We start from the raw sequence: 15,735 nt of genomic DNA on the forward strand, positions 1-15,735 counted from the left end.
CAGTCTCATCCGAGCGCGTCCAGTGCTGCCGTACGCCGGGCCCAGCGCTCGGCGTCCGCCGTCCGCAGGTCCCGCGCCACCGACGCCATCACCAGGCCGGGCGCGACCAGGTCGGTCTTGCTCGCCTCGGCGATCCGCGTCGTCCACTCCTCCGGTACGCCGGCCTGCCCGCTCAGCGCGCCGGTGACCGCGCCGGCCATCGACGCGATCGAGTCGGCGTCGCGCCCGTAGTTGGTCCCGCCGAGCACCGCCTGCCGGACGTCGCCTCCGGACACCAGGACGAATCCCAGCGCCACCGGCAGCTCCTCGATCGCCTTCGTCCGACTCGGCCGCCGCGCGTCGAGCGACTGGTCGCGGTAGTCCGGACCGACCGTGTCGAACGGCTCGATCGCCTTCCGCAGCAGCGGAATCGCCTGCTCCCAGTCGTCCAGCCCCTCGGCCACCTCGGCGACCGCGGCAACGGCCAGCCGGGTTCCGTCCTTGGCCAGGTCGAGCGCAGCCTCGACCGCGCCCGAAGCCGTTGCCCCAGGCACCATCGCCGCGGCGACGGCGGCCGCGAACACGCCGGCCGCCTCCCGCCCGTAGCTCGACTGGTGCGCACCGGCCAGGTCGATCGCTTCGGCGTACGCACCCGCCGGGTCACCGGCGTTGGCGATCCCGATCGGGGCGGCGTACATCGCCGCGCCGCAGTTGACGATGTTGCCGACGCCGGCCTCGCGCGGGTCGATGTGCCCGTAGTGCAGGCGTGCGACCAGCCATTTCTCGGCCAGGAAGACCCGCTGCAGCAGCAGCGCGTCCGCCTCCAGCTCCGGCACCCAGCGCTTGCCGGCCAGCATCTTCGGCACCAGCTTCTCGGCGACGGCGTACGCGTCCAGGTGGGCGCGCGTCTCGTCGTACACCTCGACCAGCGCATGTGTCATCAAGGTGTCGTCGGTGATGTGCCCGTCACCCTTGTGGTACGGCGCGATCGGGCGCGCGTTGCGCCAGTCGTCGTACCAGGGCCCGACGATGCCGGTCACCCAGCCGCCGTGCCGCTCCCGGATCGCCTCCGGGGTCCAGCCCTCGACGGCGCCGCCGATCGCGTCGCCGGCGGCGGAGCCCAGCAGGGCTCCGACCGACTTGTCCTCCAGCAGAGACTTCGTTTGGTCAGGCATCAGCTGTTGACCTGGCCCCACCCGTCGTTCAGCTTCTGGCCGAGCGCCGCGAGGTCGATCTTGTTGGCCAGGAACTCCTGCAGCGCGGGAGTGGCGATCTGGTCCTTCCACTTCGGGTAGTTCTCCACGCTCTGGAACGGCGCCTTGGTCATCTCGGTGCCGCTGGCCAGCGTCTGCTGCCAGCCGTTCTTGCCGCCGGTCGCCTTCTGGATCGCGTCCCGGGCCGGCTGCGTGGTCGGGATCAGCCAGTCGCCCTGACCGACCGCGGCCAGGTTCTCGGCCTTCATGAAGAAGTCGATGAACTCCGCCGACTGCTTGATGTGCTTGCCCTCAGCGGGCACCGACAGCGTCTGCGGGTTCGCGGCCTGCTTCTCCGACGTACCCTTCAGCGGCGGCAGCACCTCCCACTGGAAGCCCTTCGGTGCCTGCTCGACCATCTGCTGGGCGGTGTAGTTGCCCGCGACAACCATCGCGTACTTGCCGCCGAAGAAGCCCGGCAGCACGTCGGAACCGCTCTGGGTCAGCGACGTCGGGTCGATCGACTTGTCGGTGTAGGCCATCGCGTGGATCCGCTTGGGCACCTCGAGCTCGGCGTCGCCGATCTTGGCCTTGGCGTCGCGGCCGCTGCCCTCGAAGAACGCGGCGTCGAAGTTCATGCCCAGGTTCAGCACGGTCGCGGTCGGGCTCTTCAGACCCCAGCCGAGGCCGAACTTGCCGCCGGTGGTCAGCTTCTTGGCGTCGGCCTGCAGCTGGTCCCAGGTGAGCGAGTCGCCGGTCGCGGTGACGCCGCCCTGCTTGAGCAGCGCGGAGTTGCCGAACACGACGTACGACTGCAGCAGGGTCGGTGCGGCGATGATCTTGCCGTCGCCGGACTTGACCGTGTCCCAGACCCCGGCCGGTACGGCGTCCTTCGTCTCCTGGCTCAGGTACGGCGTGAGGTCGGCCAGGTAGCCCTGGTTCGCGAACCCGGTGATGTCGGCGGACTCGTCGTGGATGATGTCCGGCGCGGTCGAACCCTGGAACTGGGTGACCAGCTGGTCGTGCACGGAGTCCCAGCTGCCCTGCACGTACTCGACCTGGACGTCGGGGTGCGCGGCGTTCCAGTCGGCGACGATCTTCTTGGTCGCCGCGACCGTGGTCTTCTGGAAGGCCAGGCTCTGGAACTTCAGCGTCACCTTCTCGCCCGGCGCGGGGTCGCCCGAGCTGTCGTTCCCGCTGCCGCAGGCCGCGAGCGCCACCAGGGCACCTGCCGCCATCAGGGCGGTCAATGCTTTCTTCATGGGTTTCTCCTCAGGGGACGGGCTGTTCAGCCCTTGACAGCGCCGGACAGCAGGCCGGACGTGAGCCGGCGCTGCAGGAAGGCGAAGAACACGAGACTCGGCACGGTGGCCAGGACGGACGCGGCCGCGAGCGGGCCGAACTGGACCTGACCCTCGGCCCCGACGAAACGGGCGAGCACCAGCGGCAGCGTCTTGAGCTGGGGGTCCTGGAGCAGGACCAGGGCGAAGAAGAACTCGTTCCACGCGGAGATGAAGGTGAACATCGCGGTCGCGATCAGGCCCGGCCGCAGCAGCGGCATCACGATCGAGACGATCGTGCGGACCCGGCTCGCGCCGTCGACCGACGCCGCCTCCTCCAGCTCCCGAGGTACGGCGGCGACGTACCCCTGCAACATCCACAGGGCGAACGGCATCGACCAGACCATGTAGACGATCACCACACCGGGGATCGTGTTGGTCAGGTGCAGCTGGCGCAGGATCACGAACAGCGGGATCACGATCAGGATCACCGGGAAGACCTGGCTGACCAGGATCCAGCCGTTGGTGATCGGCCGCAGCTTCGAGCGCAACCGGGCCAGCGCGTACGCGACCGGGAGCGAGACGATCAGCACCAGCACGGTGGTGGCGACCGAGATCTGCAGCGAGTTCAGCATCGAGCGGACCAGGCCCTGCTCCTCCAGCGCGTCGCTGAAGTTCCTGAAGGTCGGTGCCTGCGGCAAGAACGTCGGGTCGATGCTGGCGAACTCGCGCGGCGACTTCAGCGACGCGGAGATCAGCCAGACCAGCGGGAAGCCGAGGAACAGCAGATAGGCCAGTACGGCGACGTACTGGGCCGCGCGGGTGGCCGGACGCGTTCTCATGCCTCGCTCCTCAACCGGTTGCGCAGGTAGAAGGCCAGGAACACGATGATGATCACGACCATCACGTCACCCATCGCGGCGGCCATCCCGAAGTTGCCGTACCGGAACGCCTCGTTGTAGGCGAACAGCATCGGCAGCATCGTCTTGCCCCCCGGACCGCCGGCAGTCAGCACGTAGACCAGGCCGAACGAGTTGAAGTTCCAGATCATGTCCAGGCTGGTGATCGCGACGATCACCGTCCTGAGCTGCGGCAGCGTGATGTACCAGAACTGGCGCCAGGCACCGGCGCCGTCGACGGCCGCGGCCTCGTACAGGGAACGGTCAATGCCCTGCAGGCCGGCCAGCAGCGTGACGGTCGTCATCGGCATGCCGACCCAGATCCCGACCACGATCACCGCGGGCAACGCCGTACTGAAGTCGCCGAGGAAGTTGATCGGGTGGTCGGTCAGGTGCGTGGTCTGCAGGATGTCGTTGACCGGGCCGTTGGTCGGGTGCAGCAGCAGGCGCCACATGATCGCGACGACCACCGGGGGCATCGCCCACGGGATCAGCGCGAGCGTTCTCGCGATACCGCGGAACTTGATGTTCGTGTTCAGCAGCAGAGCGAGGCCGAGGGCGGCGACGAACTGCAGGACGGTGACCGAGACGGTCCAGATCAGGCCGATCCGGAAGGAGTCCCAGAACAGGTCGTTGTGCAGCAGCTTGCCGAAGTTGCCGAAGCCGATGAAGTTCGTGTCGACGTTCAGGCCGGCGCGGGCATCGGTGAAGCCGAGCGCGATCCCGCGCACCAGCGGGTAGACGCTGAGCAGCAGCACCGGGATCAGCGCCGGCAGGAACAGGAAGATCGCTTCCCGGTTCTGCTTCGGGCGCCCGGTGTTGCGTCCCGGCGGCTTCCCGGCCGCGCTCTCCGGCGCGAGAACAGCTTGGGTGGTCATGAAGATCTCCGCACACTCAGGGACGGCTGCACCACGATCCGCCGCGGGGCCCGGCTGTCGTCCTCGATCCTTGCCAGCAGCAACTCCGCCGCCCGGCGCCCGCGCTCGGCCGAGCCCAGGTTCACGCTCGTCAACGGCGGGAAGGACTGCTCGGCGAGCTCGCTGTCGTCCATGCCGATCACGGCGACGTCGTCGGGGACTTTGAGGTTTCGGGCGGCGAGCTCGTGCATCACGCCCACGGCGAGCAGATCGTTGGCCGCGACCACTGCATCAAGTTCTGTGTTCTGGTCGAGCAGTTCGCGGCCGGCCTTGCGACCGGCGGCGAACGTGAAGTCTTCCGCCTCGACCTGCGCGACCGGCGTCAGGTTGTTCGCCTTCATCGCGTCGGCGAAGCCCTTGGCGCGGGCGGTGCCCGGGACGGTGTCGACCGGGCCGTTGACGAAGGCAACCTTGCGGCGGTCGGTGGTGAGCAGGTGCTCGACCGCCAGCAGGATGCCCTTCGGGGAGTTCGCGCGGACGGTGTCGACGCCGGCCTTCGCGGGGACGTTACCGGCGACGACCACCGGTACGTCGCACTCCTGGATCGACTTGATCAGGTCGTCGTCGACGCGCAGCGGGCTGATCACCAGGCCGTCGGCGTACCCGCGGGCCATGCCGCGGACCAGGGCGACCTCGTCGGCGACGTCCGGGCCGGTGGTGGTGACCACCAGCCGGTACCCGGCGGCGGAGACGACCTCCTCGACGGCCCGCATCATCGTCACGTACACGGGGTTACCGACATCGGCGACCGCCAGCGTCAGCTGGAACGTGCGCCCGACCTTCAGCGAGCGCGCCCGCGCGTCCGGCACGTACCCGAGCTCGGCGACCGCGCGCTGGACGCGCTCGGCCATCTCCTCGGTGGCCGGCAGACCGTTCAGCACCCGGGAGACCGAGGCCACCGAGACCCCCGCGGCCCGGGCCACGGCGGCGATCGTCGGACGACTCACGCGGCGCTCCTGTAATCGTTCTTGTAATCGTTTACAGATCAGACTTTAGGTCGCCGGAATCGCCGAGTCAAGAACGGACCACTCCGTCACGTGGTCCGCACGGTCCGCGACCGGACCAGACCGGGAGCGGAGAGCGCGGGGAGCGCTCTCCGGCGTACTCGGCGCTCTCGCGCGCACTTGGCGCGGCCCTGTCGTCTCCGCCCACTGCGCTGTTCGCGCTCACCCGCGCTCACCGGCGTTTTCGGCGCTCGCCCGCGCACTCAGCGCCGCCCTGCCGTCTCCGCCCACTCCGCGCTGTCCGCGCCGTCCGCGCCGTCCGCGCCGTCCGCGCTCTCCCGCGCTCTCCGGCGTTCTCGGAGCTCGCCCGCGCACTTGGCGCTGCCCTGCCGTCTCCGCCCACTCCGCCCACTCCGCGCTATCCGCGCTCTCCGCGCTCCTTCGTGCTCTCCGCTAATTCGCTCGCCGCCGCCGCTCCCCCGCCGTACCGTGAGGCCGCCCCGACGAACCGAAGGAACGACCATGCGACCCACCGGCCACGCCGACGAGAAGTTCGGCGCCGTCGCCGACGCGTTCGCGCGCAACTTCGACGACTTCCCCGAGCTCGGCGCCGCGGTCGCCGTCTACTCCGGCGGGCGCAAGGTCGTCGACCTGTACGCCGGGACCGCCGACGCCACGACCGGTCGGGCCTGGACGAGCGAGACCGTCGTCCCGGTCTTCTCCTGCGCCAAGGCGCTGGTCAGCGTCTCGATCCACCTGCTCGCGCAGCAGGGCCGGCTCGACCTCGACGCGCCGGTCGCGACGTACTGGCCGGAGTTCGGCAAGGAGGCGATCACCAGCCGGATGGTCCTCGGGCACCGCGCCGGGTTGCCGGTGCTCGATCGCACGTTGACCTTCGACGAGATCGCAGCCTGGACTCCGGTGGTGCGCGCGATCGAGGAGCAGGAACCGCTCTGGGAGCCCGGTACGACGTACGAGTACCACGGCCACGTCTTCGGCTTCCTGCTCGGCGAGGTGATCCGGCGCATCACCGGGCTCACTCCCGGGCAGTACTTCCGGCAGGCGATCGGCGACCCGCTCGGCCTGCGCGCCTGGATCGGCGTACCGCCCGACGAGCCGGTCGCCCGCCTCACCGAGGCCGAGGGCCGCCCACCGATGCCCGGCCCCGAACACCTGCTCACCCGCATCGTCACGATGAACGGCGCCCTGGCCTTCCCCGGCCTCGACGAGCCGCACGGCTGGAACGACCCCGACCTGCTGGCGATCGAGCTCCCCGGCGCCGGAGCAGTCGCGTCAGCCGAGAGCCTCGCCGCGCTCTTCGCCGCAACGATCACCGGCCTCAGCCCGGCCGGGTCGGGCGTGAGCCCGGATGGGGTGGGGGTGAGCCCGGCCGGGGTGGGCACGAGCCCGGATGGGGTGGGCATGAGCCCGGCCCGGGCGGGCATGAGCCCAGACAGGGCAGGCGCGACTGCGGACGGGGCGGGCGCGCGCCCTGCCGGCGCAATCCCGGCCGCGGCGGGCGTGAGTCCGACCGGCGCGATCCCGGGCGGGTCGGGCCCGAGCCCGGCCGGCGTGATCCCGGGCGGGGCGGGCCCGAGCCCGGCCGGCGTGATCCCGGGCGGGGCGAGCATGACTCCGGCCGGCGTGACCCCGGGCGCGACCGCCTCCGGGCCGCTCCTCTCCCCCGCGACCATCACCGACGCGTTGACCGAGCAGTCCTCCGGCCCGAGCTACCTGGGCTTCGACGCCGGCGCCCGCTGGGGTTCCGGCTTCCTGCTCGACTCCGCGTTCCGCCCGATGCTCGGCCCGCGCAGCTTCGGCAACGACGGCGCCGGCGGCCAGTTCGCCTTCGCCGACGACGAGCACGGCCTCGCCTTCGCCTACGTCACCAACCGCATGATCGGCCACGGCGACGCCAGAGCAGTCAACCTGGTCGCGGCGGTCGGACAGAGCCTCTGACCGTAGAGAGTCGCCTGTTCAACGATCGCGGTCCCGCACTAGGCTGTGGCGACTGTACGCATGATTGACGGAGGCAGATGGAGCGGGTGGCACAGTACGTCAGGGCCACCCCAGCACGTGCTCTCGAAATCTGTCTCAGCTTCCGGCCCAAGGTCCTGATCCTGGACGTCGAGCCTCTGTTGATCGATTGGCGAGCCCCCGATGGAGCATGGGCACTCGACCTGGCCAATCTGCAGGCAAGGGTCTCTGACAGCGGCGTTCGGAGGCTGATCCTGCTGACCAACTCGAGGCGTCCCTTCTCACAGCTGCCCGAGGAGCTTTCCGCACAACTGATCAGGCGCGCCTGGAAACCATGGACCAGCCGACGGCGTCTCAGTCTCACCTCCGACGACGCACCCGGCGTCGTCTGCGGTGACGTGTCCCTGACCGACGGCCTGCTGGCAGCCAGACTCGGGTACATCTTCGTCCACCTGGAGATCGGCGACCGGCCGCTCTACCCGATGTTGCAGGACTGCTGTGGGCCATGGCTCAGAAGAAGGGCACAAAACCGATGAACGCACCTGAGCCTCCGGACGCGACAGTGGTGATCGAGGACTACGTCGCCACCCGGGAAGACGAGCGCTCCTTCCAAGCGACACAGGTCGCTCTGGCGTCCCTCGCGCTGACCACGCTCGGCGCGCTTGGAGGTCTAATCGGGCGCTACGTGCTGTCGGTGTCAGGAAGCCAGAACCCGATCCCTCCCGGCTTGCTGGTGCTGACGCCGATGGTCCCGCTGGCTCTGTTCGTCATGTTCGCACAAGCAGGCGCCCAAGCTACCCTCCGAAACCACTACCTGCGTGACCTCGAGCGCAAGCTGACGCACGCCAACTCGAACCAGTCCGGCATCCCGAGCCCTTCGTTCATCCGCATCGCGAGCGTGCTGGTCGGCCTACGCCACGGCAACTTCGCGTACCGCGCAGCCACGGGGATGTTGATCTCGATCGCGCTGGCGGCGTTCGTTCTCATCCTCATCCTGATCGGGACCCACGTACCTGCTCCCTGGGCGGCAGGCATGGCGGTGACGTACGCGTCCGCGATGTTCCTGCTGGCCCATCTGTCATGGATCGCGACCACCCACGGACGCAGCTTCTACCGATCAGCACGACTCCGACTCTCACGTCCCGGTTCAGCAAACAGCGCGCGGGCGAAGCTGATCAGTTACCTGGCGCTGCCTCGTCCTGCCGACTTCGTGAAGAGTCTCTACTTCATCGCAGGCTGTCTGCTGGCGAGCAACCTCGGAGAGACGGCCGACCGCACGCCGCTCCAACAGCTTGGAACCGCGATCTGGGGGTGGGTCGTCCTCGAGCTGCTCAGTTACCAAGCGCGGTATCAGTGGAACGACATCCGGGGCCGCGCCCGGGACAAGCTCCACCCCATGGCGGCGAACCGACGGCGGCTTCCGGACGTCGAAGGAAATGTCCGCGCCTCGGGGCTTGTGGCCGCGTGGAGAATCGCAGCCGCACTGGTGCTGGCACTCGGCGCACCGATGGGATCGCAGAAGGTACTCCTGATCGGCATCGCGGCAATCTTTGCACTCGCCGTCTGCTACGAGACGGCGCGGTACAACGGCTGGCAGTGGATTGTGATCTTCCTGGTTGCTCTCGGCTACCCACTTCGATTTCTCCTCGGGCTGGCCGTCGCAGGCTACGCCTGGCGGCCAGACGGACCGGCCGTCGTCGCCTTAGGGCTGGTTGCCTTCGCAGCCATCGGCTGGAGCACGGTAGGCCTGACCTGGACTCTCGAAGCGGATCATGTGCGCCCCTCCGGTACCGCGCCGGATGGTCATCAGGCGAGGCTCTGGCGCTCCGCGTCTCTGCCGCTCGACAAGCCGCACCCGTACGTTGCTCCGTTGAAGGTCGGATATCCCCTGTTCACCCTGCCGAACGTCGCACAACTGATCGGGTGCGTCGCGGTGACTTGTCTAGCGCATATCGCAACGCCAGCCGGCTGGTCCGGGCGCGCGGGAGTTCTTCTGATCGTCGCCGGTGCGGCGATGCTCGTCCTGTGCTGGCTGGGCATCCACGGAGCGTGGACCTTTGCGGTCCTGGCGCTGGGGCTCGCTGCTGTCACCGGAGCATCCTTCTGGTCGTCGTCGCACCCAACCGCACTCTGGGCCCCGGTCCTCTGGGGTGCCTTCGCCGGCTTCTACCTGGTTTTCAGGAATTCCAGATACCAAGACTTGAACACGTTCGGCGAGACCGCGACGAAGGTCGTCATCGGGACAGGTCAACGGGTCGGACGCTGGCTCGAGACGGGCGAGCGGACCAGCGGGACCCCATCGAACTGAGCAGCGTCCGCCACTCAGCCGAGACCTCGAGGCCTGGCTAGTCGTCCTGCTCGTCCGCCCCCGGGCGCTCGGCCCACGGGGTCTCCTTGGCGGGCCGTACGACGATCAGCTTGTCGCCCGCGGCGAGGACCGAGACGTTCGAGTCGTAGTACCGGTGGACCTTGCCGTCGCGGACGACGGAGACGACGCGGTCGGGCACCGACGACGGCGCCTTGCCGACCTCGCGGCCGAGGACCGGGCGTTCGGCGACCTCGAGGCCTTCGCCGTAGGTCAGCAGGTCCTCCATCACCTCGCCGAGGTTCGGGCTGACCGCGGACAGGCCGAGCAGCCGGCCGACGGCCTCGGACGACGTGACGACCGCGTCGGCGCCGCTCTGGCGCAGCAGCGGGACGTTGTCCTCCTCGCGGACCGCGACCACGATGTGGGCCTCGGGGTTGAGCTGGCGGACCGCCAGCGTGACCAGTACGGCGGAGTCGTCGCGGTCGGTGGTGACGATCACCTCGCGGGCCAGCGACACCTCGGCACGCCGCAGTACGGTGCGGTTGGTGGCGTCGCCGTGGAAGGCGGCCATCTGGTCGTTGCCCGCGTCACCGATCGCCTGGGCGCGCGGGTCGATCACGACGATGTCCTCGCGCTTCACCCCGTTGCTGAGCAGGGTCTGCACGGCCGAACGGCCCTTGGTGCCGTAGCCGACGACAACAGTGTGGTCCTTCATGCGCTTCCTCCACCGCGAGTCGCGCATGATGCGACGACCTTCGTTCGCCAGGACTTCCAGGGTCGTGCCGACCAGGACCACCAGGAACGAGATCCGCAACGGGGTGACGATGAACGCGTTCACCAGCCGGGCCGCGGGCGTCACCGGGGTGATGTCGCCGTACCCGGTGGTGGTCAGGGTCACCGTCGCGTAGTAGATGCTGTCGATCAGGTCGACGCGGCCGTCGTAGGTGTCCTTGTAGCCGTCACGGTCGACCACCACGATGAGCACCATCACGGTCAGCAGCCCCACCGCGATCAGCAGCCGGCGGAACAGCTCCAGGACCGGCGAGCGCGTGCTCGCGGGCAGGTTGACCAGTAGACCGTGCGGGTTGCGACCGGTGGGCAGGGATGGCACGCGTCTGACGATAGGGCACCGGCCCCCGATCCACGGAATGCGACAGGCTCTGCGCGGACAGCGCGATGGCCACCATCAGGTTGTCCCCGTCCGGTACGACGCGCGTCCGCATCCGCAGACCCTCCACCGTCCGCAGCATCGCGGCGTTGTCCGGCCGCACCAGACAGACCACCCGATCGGCCCCGAGCAGCCGCGCCTCACCAACCACCAGCCGCAGCAACTGCGACCCCAGCCCGCGCCCCTGCCACCCGTCCTCGACCAGTACGCCGATCTCCATCGCCGTACCTTCCAGCTCCTCCCAAGGCGCCGCAGTAGCCATCCCGACGACCACTCCATCGACAGTCGCCACCACAGAGACTCCACCGGCCGGAGCCGACAGGTGCCGAGCCGTCCGAGCCGTCAGCCGCGGCATGGGGACGTGGTAGCGCCGCGTGCGGCTCTCGTACGAGCAGCGGTCGTGCATGGCAACCACAGCAGCCGCGTCCGCAACAGTCGCCCGCCGCACCTCCAGCGCGCCGCCACTGTCCGGCCGCGGCGCGTCCTGCGGCTCGTCGAAGTACTGGACGGCCAGGCGCCCGGCGATCTCGACCAGTACGTCGGCGCGCGCCCACTGCTCCGAGCTGTACTCGCCGAAGCCCTGCAGCGCTTCCAGCTCGTCGTCGACGCTCAGCGGGTCGTCGATGAGCCGGAGCACCGCCTGCAGGTACCTGGCCGGGTCGTCGGTGGGGATCTTCCAGAGCATGAGGCCGCCCTCCCTCGTGGATCGTCAGTCCACTGTGGGCGACAGGTGTGACCGCGTCGGGTCCGGCGTGTTACGCGGGTGTCAAACCTTGCGGCGCCGCGGCTTGGGGAGGCGGTCGGTCAGCTTCGGGCGCTGCTGCGCGGCCAGTACGGCGGCCGGCTCACGCCGGTCGAGGTCGGCGTGGCGGAGCAGCTCCGGGTACGTCGCCTGGGGCACCGGTGGGTACGTCGTGACGATCGCGTCGCCGCTGAACACGAAGAAGATCGCCGAGCCGTCCTTGATGACCTTGAGCAGCGATCCCTCCCGCACGGTCAGCGCGTGCTCAACGGCCTTCCGGCGCGCCGAGCGCTTGGCCAGCGCGGCCTGGATCGCCTGCTGGGCCGGCTCGCGCCCGTGCTTGACCGCCTCGAACGCCATCGGTCCGTACCGGACGCCGTACTTGACCAGGTTCTTCGCCAGTCGCCCACGCTGAGGAGTCGCCATGCCGTCGACTGTACTAGCGGACCTGCACCACTCACCAAGGATCGCCGTGGCGGTTCGACCCGGCGGGAGCGACGGCCGGAGGCGGCGGAGAACGGAGGTTGGTGAGTGGTGGGCGTACCGGGTCGGCATGCGACTGTCGGCGGTGTCGGGGATCATGACTGCGTGACCGTTCCTACTCCGCGCCGGCCGATCCTGCCCGGCAACCAGCTGTTCGAGTCGCTGCCCGGTGCGGCGGCCGACCCGGCGAAGGTCGCCGAGGTGGCGCACCGGACCGCCGAGCTGCTGGTCCGTGGTGCCCGGTCGAGCGAGGACGAGGAGGTGGTCGCGCGGGTGGTGAAGCTGGCCGACGACTACGGTCTCGACGAGCTGGCCGACCTGTGGTCGGACTCCCCCGCCGACTCGCTGCCGGGGTCGCTGTGGCGGCTCTACCTGCTGCGTTCCTGGGTGCACAAGCAGGCCGACGCGGTCTCCCGCGAGTACGAGACCGGCCGCAAGTACGCCGAGGTGCACGCGGTCGTCGCCGGCGTCGCGGACCCGCCGGGCCCGGACGAGGTGCGCGCGATGGTCGACGCCGTACTGCGCGGTGTCGCGACCGGCGACTTCGCCACCACGCTCGACCGGGCGGCGGCGTTCGCCCGGATCGTGGCCACCGGCCGGGCGCACCTGGCCGACGACGGGCACGACCAGGTCCGGTCGGCGTCGAAGCTGGTCGAGATGGCCGACCAGCTCGCCACCGCGGCGCGCACCGAACGCGCCGGGCAGCTCTGGTAGTTGCGAAAACCGCTCGGTGGTGTTAGCAACCTCTCGCCGGAAACTCCAACAGGACAAGGGGTTTGGGCACCCGCTACACTGATCTACGCGTCGGGCCGTGGTAGCCCCGGGTCCCAAAATTAGCCGCTACGAGCGGCCACGCGCCGTGAGGCGCTTCCCGGTCCGGCGCACAAATCTTTCTGTAGCCTTGCTGTTCACGGTGAATTACTTGCCAACCGCGGGCGGTCACTGGTTACCTCGAGTCGGTCCCGTCGCCGACGAACAGGAAACCCCTCATGCGCCGCCTCTCCCGCGCGCTGCTCCCGCTCGCACTCTCCGCCGCCCTGCTCGGGCCGGGTCTGGTCACCGTCGAGGCGTCCGCGTACCGCGGCCGCGAGCTCGACCTGCAGGCCCACCGTGGCGGGCTCGGCCTGACCGTCGAGTCCACGATCGCGTCGTTCAGCCGCGGTCTGGAGACCGGCGTGAGCACGCTCGAGCTCGACGTCCAGATCACCGAGGACGGGTACGCCGTCGTCACCCACGACCGCCAGGTCACCGGCGCCAAGTGCAAGGACACCGCGCCGTACACGGCCGGGGACCCCGAGTACCCGTACGTCGGGAAGTACATCAACACGCTCACCCTGAAGCAGGTCCAGCAGCTCGACTGCGGGTCGCTCCCCCAGCCCGGCTTCCCGGGCCAGACGCCCGACCCGGGCGCCCGGATGCCGCAGCTGCGCGACGTGTTCGCGCTGGTCCGGCGCTTCCACGCCGACGACGTGAAGCTGAACATCGAGACCAAGGTCGAGGCCGGCGCGCCGACCCAGACCGCGCCGCGCGAGCAGTTCGTGCAGGTCGTGGCGAGCGAGATCCGCAAGGCCCGGATCGGCCGCCAGGTCACCATCCAGAGCTTCGACTGGGGCTCGCTGATGCGGATGCGCCAGGTCGCGCCGGAGCTGCCGCTGGTCGCGCTGACCACGCCGGAGATGCTCGCGGTCGGTCAGCCGGGCAAGTCGCCGTGGCTGGGCGGGCTCGACATCGACGACTTCGGCGGCGACCTGATCAAGGCGGTCCGGTCGTTCGGGGCGAGCGCGATCTCGCCGGTGCACGGCTCGCCGCAGGACGGGAAGGTCGGCGATCCGGCGTACAAGCCGTACGTGACCGAGGCGATGGTCAAGTCGGCGCACAAGGCCGGGATCAAGGTCGTGCCGTGGACCGTCGACGACCCGGCGACGATGGAGTCGCTGATCGACAAGGGTGTCGACGGGATCATCTCCGACTACCCCGACCGGCTGCGTCAGGTCGCCCGCGCGAACGGCTTCAAGCTCCCCAAGGCGTACGACGCCCCGGCGATCCGCCCGCTCGCCTCGGCGCACGCGCACAACGACTACGACCACCGCCGCCCGCTCCAGGACGCGCTCGACCGCGGCTTCAACTCGGTCGAGGCCGACGTCTGGCTGATCGACGGTGAGCTGCGGGTCGCCCACGACCTGGACTACGCCGTACCGGGCCGGACCCTGGAGAGCCTGTACCTGAAGCCGCTCGCCGACCGCGTCCGCGCCAACCACGGCCAGGTCTACAAGAGCGGCCGCGACTTCCAGCTGCTGATCGACATCAAGAGCGACGGCCCGACGACGTACGCCGCGATCGACGCCGCGCTGCGCAAGTACCGCGGGATCAGCACCGTCTTCGCCGGCGGGCACACGTTCCGCGGCCCGGTCACCTCGGTGATCAGCGGCAACCGGCCGCTCGACGTCCTGAAGGCCCAGAAGATCCGGTACGCCGGCTACGACGGCCGCCTGTCCGACCTCAACTCGAAGCTGCCCGCATCGCTGATGCCGCTGGTCAGCGACAACTGGACGAACAACTTCACCTGGCAGGGTGTCGGCCCGTTCCCGGCGGCCGAGCGGGAGAAGCTCCACCAGATCGTCACCACCGCGCACCGCTCCGGCTACCGGGTCCGCTTCTGGGCCACCCCGGACACCCGCGGCGCCGCCCGCGACGCACTGTGGGCCGAGCTGGCGGCCGCCGGTGTCGACCACCTCAACACCGACGACCTGCACGGCCTCGAGGACTTCCTCAGGAGCTAGCGATCTCCGTGAGGGCGACCACGTCGTCGCCCTCACGGAGAGCCTTCCGCTGCTTCACAGCGCCGTTGCCCTCGCGAAGCAGCCGCTCGATCGTCGTCTCCACCCGCTCGACCTCACCCAGCAGCTCCAGCGCCGGGCGCGCATGGTCGACCAGCAGCCGCAGCACCTGCTCGATCGGCAGCACCTCGGCCTTCAGCACGTCCAGGTTGTTCCCGGTCAGCCCGTCCTTCGCCGCCAGCCAGTACGCCGCCCGCAGCACCTCAGGTTGCAGCTCCGGCCCCAGGCTGCCGTCAGCGAGCGCGGTCATCACCAGCGCGCGGACCAGCGTCGCGTGCAGCACGGTCTCGTCCACGGTCAGCGGTACGTCGCTGACCCGGATCTCGACGGTCGGCAGGTGCGACGACGGCCGGACGTCCCAGTAGACCATCCGCTCGTCCATGATGCTGCCGGAGTCGACGTGGGTCCGGACGAGTGCGTCGTAGTGCGCGGCCGACTCGAAGTACGGCGGCTGCCCGACGCACGGCCAGCGCGACCACATGATCGACCGCCAGCTGGCGAAGCGGGTGTCAGCACCCAGGTAGACCGCCGAGTTGGCGCTCAGCGCGAGCAGCGACGGCAGCCACGGCCGCAGGTGATTGCTGACCCGTACGGCGGCCTCCCGGTCCGGTACGTCGATGTGCACGTGGCAGCCGCACACCGCTTGCTCCTGCGCCAGCAGCCCGTACCGCTCCTCCATCTCCTGGTACCGCGGCTTGCGGGTCACCAGGTGCGCCGCCTCTCCGGTGGGCGGGGCAGCGATCGCCAGCAACCGCCCGCCCTTGGCAGCAGCGGCAGCAGCCAGCTCAGCGCGCATGGCGGTCAGCTGCTCGTGCAGCTCGTCGGAGGTCTCGCAGACCGGCGAGTTGGTCTCCACCTGCGCCCTGGTCAGCTCCAGCTCGACGTCGACCCCCTCTGTCTCGGCCGCCACCGCCTTTCCCTCTGGCAGCGGCTGCCCGGCGGCGGAAACCAGCAGCAACTCTTCTTCGACGCCCATGGACGGATGCTTCACGCCGAGTCGGTACCCGG

14 protein-coding genes are annotated in these 15,735 nt (G+C 69.7%); 5 read left to right on the top strand and 9 right to left on the bottom strand.

All coding sequences use genetic code 11. The annotated features are described in order from the left end of the window. Window positions 1-5 precede the first annotated feature (5 nt). The 5 genes from ACZ6Z4_RS15510 to ACZ6Z4_RS15530 are packed head-to-tail and all read right to left on the bottom strand — an operon-like array spanning window position 6 to window position 5,215. A complete protein-coding gene (locus ACZ6Z4_RS15510) occupies window positions 6-1,154 on the bottom strand; it encodes an ADP-ribosylglycohydrolase family protein (protein WP_363668343.1) in 1,149 nt (382 codons plus the stop codon). Further along, window positions 1,154-2,434 carry an ABC transporter substrate-binding protein gene (locus tag ACZ6Z4_RS15515; RefSeq protein ID WP_465563383.1) on the bottom strand — a complete coding sequence of 427 codons (1,281 nt, stop codon included), beginning with the start codon at window positions 2,432-2,434 and terminating at the stop codon, window positions 1,154-1,156. Before ACZ6Z4_RS15515 ends, ACZ6Z4_RS15510 begins: the two co-directional genes overlap by 1 nt. A gap of 26 nt (window positions 2,435-2,460) precedes the next feature. Next, window positions 2,461-3,294 (bottom strand): carbohydrate ABC transporter permease, encoded by an 834-nt coding sequence (locus ACZ6Z4_RS15520; RefSeq protein WP_465563386.1) that lies wholly within the window; start codon window positions 3,292-3,294, stop codon window positions 2,461-2,463. Continuing rightward, the gene (locus ACZ6Z4_RS15525) at window positions 3,291-4,229 is read right to left on the bottom strand and encodes a carbohydrate ABC transporter permease (RefSeq protein WP_363668337.1); all 939 of its coding nucleotides are present in this window, start codon (window positions 4,227-4,229) and stop codon (window positions 3,291-3,293) included. Before ACZ6Z4_RS15525 ends, ACZ6Z4_RS15520 begins: the two co-directional genes overlap by 4 nt. Then, window positions 4,226-5,215 carry a LacI family DNA-binding transcriptional regulator gene (locus ACZ6Z4_RS15530; protein ID WP_465563391.1) on the bottom strand — a complete coding sequence of 330 codons (990 nt, stop codon included), beginning with the start codon at window positions 5,213-5,215 and terminating at the stop codon, window positions 4,226-4,228. The genes ACZ6Z4_RS15525 and ACZ6Z4_RS15530 overlap by 4 nt, the downstream gene beginning before the upstream one ends. A gap of 519 nt (window positions 5,216-5,734) precedes the next feature. Between ACZ6Z4_RS15530 and ACZ6Z4_RS15535 the strand changes: the two genes are divergently transcribed. From ACZ6Z4_RS15535 to ACZ6Z4_RS15545, 3 genes are all read left to right on the top strand, one after another. Then, the gene (locus ACZ6Z4_RS15535; protein WP_465563393.1) at window positions 5,735-7,171 is read left to right on the top strand and encodes a serine hydrolase domain-containing protein; all 1,437 of its coding nucleotides are present in this window, start codon (window positions 5,735-5,737) and stop codon (window positions 7,169-7,171) included. A 77-nt stretch (window positions 7,172-7,248) separates the two neighbouring features. Continuing rightward, a complete protein-coding gene (locus ACZ6Z4_RS15540; RefSeq protein WP_465563396.1) occupies window positions 7,249-7,725 on the top strand; it encodes an HAD family hydrolase in 477 nt (158 codons plus the stop codon). Beyond that, a complete protein-coding gene (locus ACZ6Z4_RS15545; RefSeq protein WP_465563399.1) occupies window positions 7,695-9,497 on the top strand; it encodes a hypothetical protein in 1,803 nt (600 codons plus the stop codon). Before ACZ6Z4_RS15540 ends, ACZ6Z4_RS15545 begins: the two co-directional genes overlap by 31 nt. 37 nt (window positions 9,498-9,534) lie before the next feature. Here the strand turns inward: ACZ6Z4_RS15545 and ACZ6Z4_RS15550 are convergent, their stop codons facing one another. The 3 genes from ACZ6Z4_RS15550 to ACZ6Z4_RS15560 all read right to left on the bottom strand — a co-directional run bounded on the left by ACZ6Z4_RS15550 (window position 9,535) and on the right by ACZ6Z4_RS15560 (window position 11,833). Beyond that, entirely contained in the window at window positions 9,535-10,485 is a 951-nt protein-coding gene (locus ACZ6Z4_RS15550) for a potassium channel family protein (protein ID WP_465563784.1), read from the bottom strand. Beyond that, on the bottom strand, window positions 10,457-11,350 hold the full coding sequence (locus ACZ6Z4_RS15555; RefSeq protein ID WP_465563402.1) for a GNAT family N-acetyltransferase: 894 nt from the start codon (window positions 11,348-11,350) through the stop codon (window positions 10,457-10,459). Before ACZ6Z4_RS15555 ends, ACZ6Z4_RS15550 begins: the two co-directional genes overlap by 29 nt. Window positions 11,351-11,431: 81 nt before the next feature. Next, entirely contained in the window at window positions 11,432-11,833 is a 402-nt protein-coding gene (locus tag ACZ6Z4_RS15560) for a hypothetical protein (protein WP_465563405.1), read from the bottom strand. A gap of 162 nt (window positions 11,834-11,995) precedes the next feature. On the opposite strand from ACZ6Z4_RS15560, the gene ACZ6Z4_RS15565 reads away from it, so the two are divergent. After that, the gene (locus tag ACZ6Z4_RS15565) at window positions 11,996-12,604 is read left to right on the top strand and encodes a hypothetical protein (protein WP_465563407.1); all 609 of its coding nucleotides are present in this window, start codon (window positions 11,996-11,998) and stop codon (window positions 12,602-12,604) included. A gap of 275 nt (window positions 12,605-12,879) precedes the next feature. Then, a complete protein-coding gene (locus ACZ6Z4_RS15570; protein WP_465563411.1) occupies window positions 12,880-14,670 on the top strand; it encodes a glycerophosphodiester phosphodiesterase family protein in 1,791 nt (596 codons plus the stop codon). Here ACZ6Z4_RS15570 and ACZ6Z4_RS15575 read toward each other — a convergent pair. Beyond that, window positions 14,660-15,703, bottom strand: coding sequence for a carboxylate-amine ligase (locus ACZ6Z4_RS15575; protein WP_465563414.1), 1,044 nt, complete (start codon window positions 15,701-15,703; stop codon window positions 14,660-14,662). The genes ACZ6Z4_RS15570 and ACZ6Z4_RS15575 overlap by 11 nt on opposite strands. Window positions 15,704-15,735: the final 32 nt, after the last annotated feature.

It is taken from the genome of Kribbella sp. NPDC104740 (assembly GCF_055583505.1).

What these genes read in the sequence shown, in the direction of transcription:
- ACZ6Z4_RS15510 (WP_363668343.1), bottom strand. Translation starts at nt 1,154, where the DNA reads ATGCCTGACCAAACGAAGTCTCTGCTGGAGGACAAGTCGGTCGGAGCC.
- ACZ6Z4_RS15515 (WP_465563383.1), bottom strand. Translation starts at nt 2,434, where the DNA reads ATGAAGAAAGCATTGACCGCCCTGATGGCGGCAGGTGCCCTGGTGGCG.
- ACZ6Z4_RS15520 (WP_465563386.1), bottom strand. Translation starts at nt 3,294, where the DNA reads ATGAGAACGCGTCCGGCCACCCGCGCGGCCCAGTACGTCGCCGTACTG.
- ACZ6Z4_RS15525 (WP_363668337.1), bottom strand. Translation starts at nt 4,229, where the DNA reads ATGACCACCCAAGCTGTTCTCGCGCCGGAGAGCGCGGCCGGGAAGCCG.
- ACZ6Z4_RS15535 (WP_465563393.1), top strand. Translation starts at nt 5,735, where the DNA reads ATGCGACCCACCGGCCACGCCGACGAGAAGTTCGGCGCCGTCGCCGAC.
- ACZ6Z4_RS15540 (WP_465563396.1), top strand. Translation starts at nt 7,249, where the DNA reads ATGGAGCGGGTGGCACAGTACGTCAGGGCCACCCCAGCACGTGCTCTC.
- ACZ6Z4_RS15545 (WP_465563399.1), top strand. Translation starts at nt 7,695, where the DNA reads ATGGCTCAGAAGAAGGGCACAAAACCGATGAACGCACCTGAGCCTCCG.
- ACZ6Z4_RS15550 (WP_465563784.1), bottom strand. Translation starts at nt 10,485, where the DNA reads ATGGTGCTCATCGTGGTGGTCGACCGTGACGGCTACAAGGACACCTAC.
- ACZ6Z4_RS15555 (WP_465563402.1), bottom strand. Translation starts at nt 11,350, where the DNA reads ATGCTCTGGAAGATCCCCACCGACGACCCGGCCAGGTACCTGCAGGCG.
- ACZ6Z4_RS15560 (WP_465563405.1), bottom strand. Translation starts at nt 11,833, where the DNA reads ATGGCGACTCCTCAGCGTGGGCGACTGGCGAAGAACCTGGTCAAGTAC.
- ACZ6Z4_RS15570 (WP_465563411.1), top strand. Translation starts at nt 12,880, where the DNA reads ATGCGCCGCCTCTCCCGCGCGCTGCTCCCGCTCGCACTCTCCGCCGCC.
- ACZ6Z4_RS15575 (WP_465563414.1), bottom strand. Translation starts at nt 15,703, where the DNA reads ATGGGCGTCGAAGAAGAGTTGCTGCTGGTTTCCGCCGCCGGGCAGCCG.